Source organism: Shewanella sp. SP2S2-6, assembly GCF_031931965.1.
Lineage (GTDB): Bacteria > Pseudomonadota > Gammaproteobacteria > Enterobacterales > Shewanellaceae > Shewanella > Shewanella baltica.
This window is the reverse complement of sequence record NZ_JAUOEQ010000047.1, coordinates 20,372-30,831: the sequence shown is the minus strand read 5'-3', so window position 1 is coordinate 30,831 and position 10,460 is coordinate 20,372. Positions and strand designations below refer to the sequence as shown.

The 10,460-nt window shown below is 46.7% G+C and carries 6 protein-coding genes and 8 tRNA genes; 1 reads left to right on the top strand and 13 read right to left on the bottom strand.

Going from position 1 to position 10,460, the window contains the following annotated elements:
• Window positions 1-37 precede the first annotated feature (37 nt).
• The 13 genes from Q4Q57_RS20365 to recA form a co-directional block, all read right to left on the bottom strand.
• Window positions 38-114 (bottom strand) — tRNA-Arg (locus tag Q4Q57_RS20365).
• 103 nt (window positions 115-217) lie between these two features.
• Window positions 218-309, bottom strand: a tRNA-Ser gene (locus Q4Q57_RS20360).
• 45 nt (window positions 310-354) lie between these two features.
• Window positions 355-431 (bottom strand) — tRNA-Arg (locus Q4Q57_RS20355).
• A gap of 49 nt (window positions 432-480) precedes the next feature.
• Window positions 481-557 (bottom strand) — tRNA-Arg (locus Q4Q57_RS20350).
• A gap of 48 nt (window positions 558-605) precedes the next feature.
• A tRNA-Arg gene (locus tag Q4Q57_RS20345) sits at window positions 606-682 on the bottom strand.
• An 87-nt stretch (window positions 683-769) separates the two neighbouring features.
• A tRNA-Arg gene (locus Q4Q57_RS20340) sits at window positions 770-846 on the bottom strand.
• Between the two features lie 35 nt (window positions 847-881).
• Window positions 882-958, bottom strand: a tRNA-Arg gene (locus tag Q4Q57_RS20335).
• Between the two features lie 22 nt (window positions 959-980).
• Window positions 981-1,072: transfer RNA gene (locus tag Q4Q57_RS20330), tRNA-Ser, on the bottom strand.
• A gap of 205 nt (window positions 1,073-1,277) precedes the next feature.
• Window positions 1,278-1,475 carry a carbon storage regulator CsrA gene (gene csrA, locus Q4Q57_RS20325; protein ID WP_006082602.1) on the bottom strand — a complete coding sequence of 66 codons (198 nt, stop codon included), beginning with the start codon at window positions 1,473-1,475 and terminating at the stop codon, window positions 1,278-1,280.
• A gap of 118 nt (window positions 1,476-1,593) precedes the next feature.
• Complete coding sequence (locus Q4Q57_RS20320; protein WP_311891867.1) at window positions 1,594-2,850, bottom strand: aspartate kinase; 1,257 nt, start codon at window positions 2,848-2,850, stop codon at window positions 1,594-1,596.
• Between the two features lie 9 nt (window positions 2,851-2,859).
• Window positions 2,860-5,484 carry an alanine--tRNA ligase gene (alaS, locus tag Q4Q57_RS20315; protein WP_311891866.1) on the bottom strand — a complete coding sequence of 875 codons (2,625 nt, stop codon included), beginning with the start codon at window positions 5,482-5,484 and terminating at the stop codon, window positions 2,860-2,862.
• A gap of 430 nt (window positions 5,485-5,914) precedes the next feature.
• The gene (locus tag Q4Q57_RS20310; protein ID WP_409373250.1) at window positions 5,915-6,385 is read right to left on the bottom strand and encodes a regulatory protein RecX; all 471 of its coding nucleotides are present in this window, start codon (window positions 6,383-6,385) and stop codon (window positions 5,915-5,917) included.
• A 17-nt stretch (window positions 6,386-6,402) separates the two neighbouring features.
• Window positions 6,403-7,470 (bottom strand): recombinase RecA, encoded by a 1,068-nt coding sequence (gene recA / locus Q4Q57_RS20305; protein ID WP_311891864.1) that lies wholly within the window; start codon window positions 7,468-7,470, stop codon window positions 6,403-6,405.
• A gap of 384 nt (window positions 7,471-7,854) precedes the next feature.
• On the opposite strand from recA, the gene mutS reads away from it, so the two are divergent.
• Window positions 7,855-10,425 (top strand): DNA mismatch repair protein MutS, encoded by a 2,571-nt coding sequence (gene mutS / locus Q4Q57_RS20300; protein ID WP_259513649.1) that lies wholly within the window; start codon window positions 7,855-7,857, stop codon window positions 10,423-10,425.
• Window positions 10,426-10,460 lie beyond the last annotated feature (35 nt).

Sequence of the window (10,460 nt, the reverse complement as noted above, 5' to 3'; positions counted from 1 at the left end):
AAAAAAGCCCTGCAATTGCTTGCAGGGCTTATCTATATGGTGCGCGTGGAAGGAGTCGAACCTCCGACCGCCTGGTTCGTAGCCAGGTACTCTATCCAGCTGAGCTACACGCGCAAACTCGTTTTTGTACTTCTAACAGATCCAATCATGATTGAGTCTAGGATAAGCACTTTTATCTCGCAAATTTATTCTATTCCCCTCGACTAAGAGAATAGAATGGCGGAGAAGGAGGGATTCGAACCCTCGATGGGAGTTAAAGCCCATACTCCCTTAGCAGGGGAGCGCCTTCGGCCACTCGGCCACCTCTCCGCGTTTAACGCTTTAAATCAACAAGACGAATCTCGTTAACTATATTGGTGCGCGTGGAAGGAGTCGAACCTCCGACCGCCTGGTTCGTAGCCAGGTACTCTATCCAGCTGAGCTACACGCGCATGTTAAACTGTAAAACACTAATACGACCTAAATCATATTAATTTAAATTGGTGCGCGTGGAAGGAGTCGAACCTCCGACCGCCTGGTTCGTAGCCAGGTACTCTATCCAGCTGAGCTACACGCGCATTTAAAACGGTAAACATTAATACGACCGAAATCATATTAATCTAAATTGGTGCGCGTGGAAGGAGTCGAACCTCCGACCGCCTGGTTCGTAGCCAGGTACTCTATCCAGCTGAGCTACACGCGCATTTTAACATTTTGCTATAAGCAATTATCTACAAAATTTCTAACTGAAATTCAAAACTGATGAGTTAAAGATTAACTAATGCAGAGATGGTGCGCGTGGAAGGAGTCGAACCTCCGACCGCCTGGTTCGTAGCCAGGTACTCTATCCAGCTGAGCTACACGCGCGACTTGTATCTAAGTTTACTTTTTCAATAAAAAAATGGTGCGCGTGGAAGGAGTCGAACCTCCGACCGCCTGGTTCGTAGCCAGGTACTCTATCCAGCTGAGCTACACGCGCACTGTTTTCTATCGGTAAGAAATGGCGGAGAAGGAGGGATTCGAACCCTCGATGGGAGTTAAAGCCCATACTCCCTTAGCAGGGGAGCGCCTTCGGCCACTCGGCCACCTCTCCGTTTTCTTGGCGCACATATTACTGTTTGACGAAAATAAGTCAAACCCTTTTTCCGAAACAGATTCCATTTGAACTGTTTTTAATCACATTGCTGTTATATCAAGCCAATGTATTGATTTGCGCCAATCTTTCGGTCTAAAAAATAAAAAAGCCAGTTAAAAAACTGACTCTTCTGTTGCCGTAATACTCTTGCCAAGACAAGGTACTAAAAGTTACCACCTTCCGATGGTGTACCTGATTTTTCAGATTGAATGCGTTGGTAGATTTCTTCACGGTGAACAGAAACCTCTTTTGGTGCATTCACACCAATACGCACTTGATTGCCTTTTACCCCTAGCACTGTAACTGTGACTTCATCACCAATCATCAGTGTTTCGCCAACACGACGAGTCAAAATCAGCATTCGATAGCTCCTTTATTTCTTAATTCAGCTTACACACGGCACTCATCCGGTAGATGGGCTTATTATAAGGTCAGCTTAGTACAAATTAATAGTATTCAATACTCAAACGGTTATTTAATTACACCTTATTTAGCTCGAAAGCGTGATGTAACGCCCGAACCGCCTTGTGTAAGTCCCTTTCATCGATAACGGTTGACAATTTACTCTCTGACGTCGTGAGTAACTTAGCATGAATAGTTTCATTACCCAAGACTTCTAACATCTTAGTCAATAATCCCATTTTTGCCTGTAAACCTTTGCCAACTAAAGATACTTTTGCACGTTGCCGTTCGATAATCAATGGTCCGAGAGCAAGGCTTTCGCTTAAGCCTTCGAGCTCATTAAGCAGAGTATCAACCTTAGCTTCAGCGAGAATAAAACTAACTCGACCCGAAGGATCATCCTCTTGGATCCTCAATGGGGAAATAAATTCCACATCGATCTCCAATCGCGTTAAGCAGCCTAACAGCGCTTGATAACGTTCACTGGTGGTAAACAGCCCTTCAATCGTCAGCGTTGCCAGCGCCTTATTAATCGCAATACCTTGGACTAACGAGGCAATAGTGAGTTCAGACTCGTCGCCAAATTGGATTAACGTCCCCTGCCCTGCTTCAAAACTCGACAAGACTCGCAATGGCACACGAAAACGCTCGGCGTATTCAACAGAATCGGGATGCAGTACTTTAGCGCCTAACTTTGCCATTTCGAGCATCACATCAAACCCAATCACATCGAGGCGACGAGCACTGCTATCAATATTCGGATCTGTGGTAAATACCCCAGCCACGTCAGTAAAAATCTGGCATTCATCGGCTTCTAACGCTGCAGCTAAGGCTACAGCTGTGGTATCTGAACCACCGCGCCCTAAGGTGGTGACTTCGCCTTGAGGATCGATGCCTTGAAACCCTGCAACGATCGGCACAACACCATCGGCTAGCAGGGATTGCAAATACTCAGTATCCACCCGCTCGATGCTAGCGCGGCCGAATTGACTATTAGTATGAATTTGTACCTGATCGCCCGTAAGGGATTTCGCCTTTATGCCGCGGCGCTGTAACGCCATCGACATCAAGGCAATGCTCACTTGCTCACCCGTTGACACTAACATGTCTAATTCGCGCGCCGAGGCCCGCGGATTAATTTGTGCTGCCAGTGCAAACAAGCGATTCGTCTCACCCGCCATCGCGGATAAAACTAAGACTTGCTGCTCACCATTGTGAGCTGACTTTGTAATCTGCTCAGCGACTGCTTCGATACGTTCAATAGAACCCACCGAAGTGCCGCCGAACTTTTTCACAAAAAGCTTGCTACCACTAAGCTTTCGTTTTTGGGGCACAGCAACCTCTTAAGCTAGACGCTCAGTAATCCAAGGTAATACTTGAGCCAATGCCGCATCCAGATTTTCTGGCTGGCTACCGCCCGCTTGAGCCATATCAGGACGACCACCGCCTTTACCGCCCACTTGTGCAGCGACCATAGCGACGAGCTCACCCGCTTTGACTTTACCGATCAGATCGTTACTCACACCGGCGATCAGGTTAACTTTCCCTTCCTGCGCGGTGCCAAGTACGATAATGGCCGATTTCAATTTCTGTTTTAATTCATCTTGCAAGCCGCGTAATGAACTTGCCTCAACGCCGTCTAATTTTTTGATCAGCACGTTAACGCCATTAACTACAACGGCATCGCCCACTAAATCTGCACTGGCTGCAGCCGCGAGTTTATCTTTCAACTGCGCCATTTCTTTTTCGAGTTGCTTCATTTTGTCGAGCTGGGCTTTTAACTTAGCAACGACTGAGTTGGCATCGCCTTTCAATAAGGCTGCAGCTTCTTCCAGTTCCGCTTGTTGCTGCGCCACATAGGCCATAGCCGCAGCGCCTGTAACGGCTTCGATACGACGCACACCCGCTGCAATACCCGCTTCAGAGGTGATTTTGAACAAGCCAATATCGCCCGTGCGGCCCACATGGGTACCACCACACAATTCGATAGAGAAATCGCCCATAGTTACGACACGTACTTGTGAATCATATTTCTCACCAAAGAGCGCCATTGCGCCTTTCTCTTTGGCTTCATCTATACCCATTTCAGCGGTTTTCAGCTCATGGTTACGACGAATTTGAGTGTTAACTAATTCTTCAACTTCTTTTAATTCAGCGGCTTTTACACCTTCGAAATGGGAGAAGTCAAAACGCAAACGTTCCGGATCAACCAAAGAACCTTTTTGCGAAACGTGAGTACCGAGCACTTGACGCAGTGCGGCATGCAGTAAATGCGTAACAGAATGGTTTAACTGAGTACGGTGACGCAGTTTTTTGTCGACTTTCGCTTCAACAACTTGGCCAACACTCAAGTTACCTGTAGCTAAAACACCTTGATGGCCCGTTGCTTGACCATACTTTTGCGTATCGTTTACCGTAAACTCAACACCGCTCGCAACCAGTTGGCCTTTATCGCCCACTTGACCGCCAGATTCAGCGTAGAAAGGTGTTACATCGAGCACGACAACGGCTTCGTCACCCGCCTTGATAGCCGTCACTGACTCACCGTTTAGATAAATCGCGGTGACCTTAGCTTGGCCCGCTAATTCGGTGTAACCAGTGAATGCGGTTTCAGCATCGATTTTCAGCGCTGCGTTGTAATCTGCACCAAAGTTACCAGCAGCTTGGGCGCGGCTACGTTGCTCAGCCATGGCGACTTCGAAACCTGCTTCATCGACAATGATGTTGCGCTCACGACAGACGTCAGCGGTCAAATCCATTGGGAAGCCATAGGTGTCATACAGCTTAAATACGGTTTCGCCGTCTAAGGTGTCGCCTTTCAACTCGTTTAAGGCCGTATCTAAAATACCTAAACCACGTTCAAGCGTACGGGCAAATTGCTCCTCTTCCGCTTTCAGCGCTTTTTCAACAATGACTTGCGTCTCAGCTAACCCTTTAGCCGCATCGCCCATCACCGCAATCAAAGATGGAACCAACTTATAGAAGAAAGCTTCGGTCGCGCCCAACTTGTTACCATGGCGAACTGCGCGGCGGATAATGCGGCGCAGCACATAACCGCGGCCTTCGTTCGACGGCATAACACCATCGGCAATAAGGAATGCACATGAACGGATATGGTCGGCAATGACGCGCAGTGACTTCTCGCTTAAATCGCTTACGCCGATGATTTCTGCCGCTTTAGCGATCAAAGTACGGAATATATCGATTTCGTAGTTAGAATGTACGCCTTGCATAATCGCGGCGATACGCTCAATCCCCATGCCAGTATCTACCGATGGCTTAGGCAAAGGCAGCATTTCACCTGATGCTTGACGGTTGTACTGCATGAAAACGATGTTCCAGATTTCGATGAAACGGTCGCCATCTTCTTCAGGACTGCCAGGACGGCCACCCCAAATGTGATCGCCATGGTCATAGAAAATTTCAGTACAAGGGCCACAAGGACCAGTATCACCCATTTGCCAGAAGTTATCTGACGCATAAGCAGCACCTTTGTTGTCGCCGATACGGATAATGTTCTCGGCAGCAACACCAATTTTTTTATTCCAGATTTCAAAGGCTTCATCATCTGTTTGATAAATCGTGACACACAGACGTTCTTTCGGCAGCTTTAACGTTTCAGTTAAGAATGTCCAGCCAAAGCGAATCGCTTCTTCTTTGAAATAATCACCAAAACTGAAGTTACCCAGCATTTCGAAAAAGGTGTGATGACGTGCTGTATAACCGACGTTATCTAAATCGTTATGCTTACCACCGGCGCGTACACAACGTTGAGCAGTGGTCGCACGCGTATAATTGCGTTTGTCCATGCCAAGAAACACGTCCTTGAACTGGTTCATGCCTGCATTGGTAAATAAAAGTGTGGGATCGTTGCCTGGCACTAATGAACTACTGTCCACAACTTGATGACCATTGCTGCGGAAAAATTCGAGGAAAGCGCTTCTAAGCTCTGCTGTAGTTTGATACATGAAATCATCCTGAATTGGGTAAGCATTACCAGCTACGCCTTAGGCTAGCCGTATTTCTATTTGCCCAGCATTATAAGCAGACTGAGGAAGGACGACCAGCCTTGATTGGTGATATATACCCAAACAACCTCAAGATACAGAATTCAGCGGAGATTTAACGCACTTTAGGCAAGACGGTTATTTATAGACCTAGTGGGCTAAGTTAAGAATAACCAACACTGCATAAAGTGCGTTAAAGCCCACGTAAGAGTGGCTAGAGTCAAAATGGCAAGGTAAAGAGTAATTGATGACGATATGAATTTTGCGCGATTAAGGCCAGTGTCGAGTGAATTTAACTCGATATCAAACCTAATTGTACTAAGCCTATTGAGTGATATTTAAAGGAGCTTTGCAGTCTTAAGGTTACATCGCAATCGATGAGTTGAGGCAATTAATAATCGTCGTCGAGATCATTGGGATCTGAATCTAACGCATAAGTGATTTGATCGTAGCTAAAGCCTTGACCCATTAAAAAGCGCACTCGTTTGGCCTTTTCCTTCGCGATAAGATCCCGAGCTTTAGAGCCCTTCACTTCTGTTACGCGGGGAACACCATATTTTTTGGTGGCTTTATCTTTTGCTAGCTCAAACCAGTCACAATCACTATTGGTTATCGCCGCTTCAATACAATCTTTAGACAAGCCTTTTTGCGCTATCGCTTGGCGGATACGGATAGCACCGTGCCCTCGACTAATGTGGCTACGCACCAATAATTCAGCATAGCGATTATCATTGATAAAACCGGAGGATTCACAAGCGTCGAGTACAGGTTCGATATCGTTAAGGTCGAAGCCTTTCTCGAGCAATTTATCGCGGATTTGTAAGCGGGAATAATCGCGGCGCGCTAACAGCGCGACCGCGATTTGACGGGCTGACTGACTCAGAATACTTCGCCTGTTTCTAAATCAACATTATCTTCCGTGCTATCATCATCTTTAGCAGCCAGTGCACTAGGATTGCTCAAAAGTAACTCACGTAATGTCTTGTCAATTTCAGTAGCAATGGCTGGGTTTTCAGTCAAATATTTACCAGCATTAGCACGGCCTTGACCGATTTTATCGCCTTTATAACTGTACCAAGCACCCGCTTTTTCAATCAACTTATGGGCTACGCCTAAGTCAACTAACTCACCAGTACGGTTAATACCTTGGCCATAAAGGATTTGGAATTCGGCTTGCTTGAACGGTGCTGCAACCTTGTTTTTCACCACTTTAACGCGAGTTTCGTTACCGACTACTTCATCGCCGTCTTTAATGGCACCAGTACGACGAATGTCTAAACGAACAGAAGCATAGAACTTCAGCGCGTTACCACCGGTTGTCGTTTCTGGGTTACCGAACATCACACCAATCTTCATCCGGATTTGGTTGATGAAGATAAGTAAGGTGTTAGATTGCTTTAAGTTACCCGCAAGTTTACGCATGGCTTGGCTCATCATACGTGCCGCTAAGCCCATGTGAGAATCACCAATTTCACCTTCGATTTCAGCTTTAGGCGTTAATGCCGCCACTGAGTCAACGACGATAACGTCAACAGCGCCTGAGCGAGTTAATGCATCACAAATCTCAAGCGCTTGCTCGCCGGTATCCGGTTGTGAACACAGCAGGTTATCAATATCTACGCCCAATTTTTTAGCATAGATAGGGTCGAGTGCATGCTCAGCATCGATAAAGGCACAGGTTTTACCTTCACGTTGCGCTGCGGCAATCACTTCTAAAGTCAGTGTCGTTTTACCTGATGATTCAGGACCATAGATCTCAACGATACGACCCATTGGCAAACCGCCAGCGCCTAAAGCAACGTCCAGAGATAGAGAACCGGTAGAAATGGTCTCAACATCCATAGAGCGATCTTCACCCAGCTTCATGATGGAGCCTTTACCAAATTGTTTCTCAATTTGGATCAATACCGCAGCAAGTGCTTTCTCTTTATTTGGATCGACCTTCATTCCAGTTCCCTCATCAAGACAAGCCTTAAGCTGTCAAAAGTAATATTCAATTTACAAACGGGTAATTCAAAAAGCCGCGCTTTTTGTCTTAATTCTGCTGACTAGTATACTGTACAATCATACAGTATCAAGACCTGTGGCTGAATTATTTTTAGCTTATGGGATTTTTTAATATGGCCAAGGTTTTAGCGAATATCAAATCGGATATTGCATCCCTTTGACGAATATCCGTCATCAAGGGCTCAATTTTCGGTAAATTATTGCTAAGATTGGCGCAGCAAATTTTGCGTGGTCTTTTTAGCTGAAAATTGTACAGCAGTCTTCTGCTTCCATAGCGCTTAATCCCACATAACCACGGCAGTCACAACGGACGATAACGATTTAATGAATGTAATTGATACCGATGATTTAGAAAAACATACTCCTATGATGCGTCAGTACTTGACCATGAAAGCAGAACATCACGACATGTTACTGTTTTATCGCATGGGTGACTTCTACGAGTTGTTTTATGACGATGCTAAACGTGCTTCTGAGCTGTTAGGCATTTCACTCACAGCACGCGGTAAAAGTGGTGGCGATCCTATCCCCATGGCGGGACTGCCTTACCATGCTGTGGAAGGCTATCTTGCGAAATTAGTTCAAATTGGTCAATCGGTTGCGATATGTGAACAAATTGGCGACCCAGCAACCTCTAAAGGACCAGTTGAGCGTAAAGTGGTGCGTATCGTCACGCCTGGCACCTTGACCGACGAAGCCCTGCTGCAGGAACGCCAAGACAATCTATTGGCAGCGGTTTATCAAGGTAAAATCGGTTTTGGTTATGCCACTCTGGATGTTTCATCCGGACGTTTTGTGATTGCCGAGCTCGACACGCGAGAGTCATTAGAAGCTGAATTGCAACGCACTAATCCCGTTGAAATTCTCTACAGTGAAGACTTTGGCGAACTAGGTCTACTAAACGGTTTTAAAGGTAAACGTCGTCGCCCTGAATGGGAATTTGATTACGACACTAGCATCAAGTTACTACTGGCTCAGTTTGGCACAAAAGACTTGCATGGTTTTGGTATTGCAGATGCACGTTTATCACTGCAGGCTGCAGGTTGCTTGATGCAATACGTCAAAGACACACAGCGCACAGCCCTGCCCCATATCAATGCCATTACCCGCTTTAATCAAACCGATAGCATAGTGCTCGATGCGGCAACGCGCCGAAATCTAGAACTCACTCAAAACCTTGCCGGTGGTCGCGATAATACCTTAGCCGCAGTATTGGATAACACGGCGACGCCTATGGGCAGCCGCATGTTACAACGCTGGATCCATCAGCCGCTTCGAGATCCAAAACACATCCAAGCACGCCAACAGGCGGTGACTGAACTACTCGATACCGCCGCCCACGAAGGTTTGCATGAACAGTTAAAAGCACTTGGCGATATTGAACGTATCATGGCAAGACTCGCGCTGCGTACCGCTCGCCCAAGAGACTTTGCCCGTTTACGTCAAGCGCTGGGCTTACTACCTGAATTACAACAGAGTTTAAGCACACTGAGCGCGCCGCACACGACTCAATTACGGCAACACTTAGGTGAGTTCCCCGCTGAACAAGCCTTACTTGAGCGCGCGATAGTAGATAATCCTCCCATGCTTATCCGCGATGGCGGAGTGATCCGTGAAGGCTACAACAGCGAATTAGATGAATGGCGCGGTCTTAGCGAAGGTGCGAGCGATTACTTAGTACAACTCGAAGCCAGAGAAAAAGAACGTACAGGTATCAACACACTTAAAGTCGGCTATAACCGTGTACACGGCTATTACATCGAAGTGAGTCGCTTGCAATCCTCGCAAGTGCCACTCAATTACCAACGACGTCAAACCCTTAAGAATATGGAGCGTTATATCACGCCTGAACTTAAGGAGTACGAAGAAAAAGTGCTCTCGAGCCAAGGTAAAGCACTGGCACTCGAAAAGCAGTTATGGGAACAATTATTTGATCTTATTCTGCCAAAATTACATGAATTACAAGCTTTTGCTCGAGCGGCGGCAGAACTTGATGTGTTAAGTAACTTTGCTGAGCGCGCCGAAACCTTAGGCTACACTTGCCCAGAGCTGAGCCAAGATATCGGCGTACAGATAGAGGCTGGTCGTCACCCAGTGGTGGAGCGTGTGAGTCAAACACCGTTTATCGCTAACCCAGTCACCTTGCACAATCAAAGACGTATGTTGATTGTAACCGGACCTAACATGGGCGGTAAATCGACCTATATGCGTCAAGTCGCTTTGATCACGCTGATGGCCCACATTGGCTGTTTTGTGCCAGCAGATCGCGCACTGATAGGCCCTATCGATCGTATCTTTACCCGTATTGGCGCCTCTGACGATCTGGCCTCTGGCCGTTCAACCTTTATGGTAGAAATGACAGAAACCGCCAACATTCTACACAACGCCACCGCCAGTAGCTTAGTGTTAATGGATGAAATCGGCCGCGGCACATCCACCTATGATGGTTTATCGCTCGCTTGGTCGGCAGCAGAGTATTTAGCCCAGCAAGTCGGCGCTATGACCCTATTCGCCACCCATTATTTTGAATTAACTCAGTTACCTGAATTAATGGCTGGTGTTTACAATGTGCACCTCGATGCCATTGAACACGACGATACCATCGCCTTTATGCATGCAGTGCAAGAAGGCGCCGCTAGTAAAAGCTACGGCTTACAAGTTGCGGCGCTTGCCGGCGTACCAAACAAAGTGATTAAAGCCGCTAAACATAAGTTGCAGCAATTGGAGAGTCGCGATCATCAAGCTGAAGGAACGAGGACGCCTATTCAAAGCTTACTCGCGTTACCTGAACCGGTTGAGAATCCAGCGCTAACGAAGTTAAGTAGCATTAATCCCGATAACTTAACGCCAAAACAAGCACTTGATTTGCTCTATGAGCTGAAACGTCTGAGCTAACACTCTGTGAGCGAGTGATATTCGCTAAGCGATAT

Bases quoted from the DNA above. Each gene is read 5' to 3' on its own strand.
- mutS (WP_259513649.1), top strand. From the start codon at position 7,855: ATGAATGTAATTGATACCGATGATTTAGAAAAACATACTCCTATGATG.
- csrA (WP_006082602.1), bottom strand. From the start codon at position 1,475: ATGCTGATTTTGACTCGTCGTGTTGGCGAAACACTGATGATTGGTGAT.
- alaS (WP_311891866.1), bottom strand. From the start codon at position 5,484: ATGTATCAAACTACAGCAGAGCTTAGAAGCGCTTTCCTCGAATTTTTC.
- recA (WP_311891864.1), bottom strand. From the start codon at position 7,470: ATGAAGGTCGATCCAAATAAAGAGAAAGCACTTGCTGCGGTATTGATC.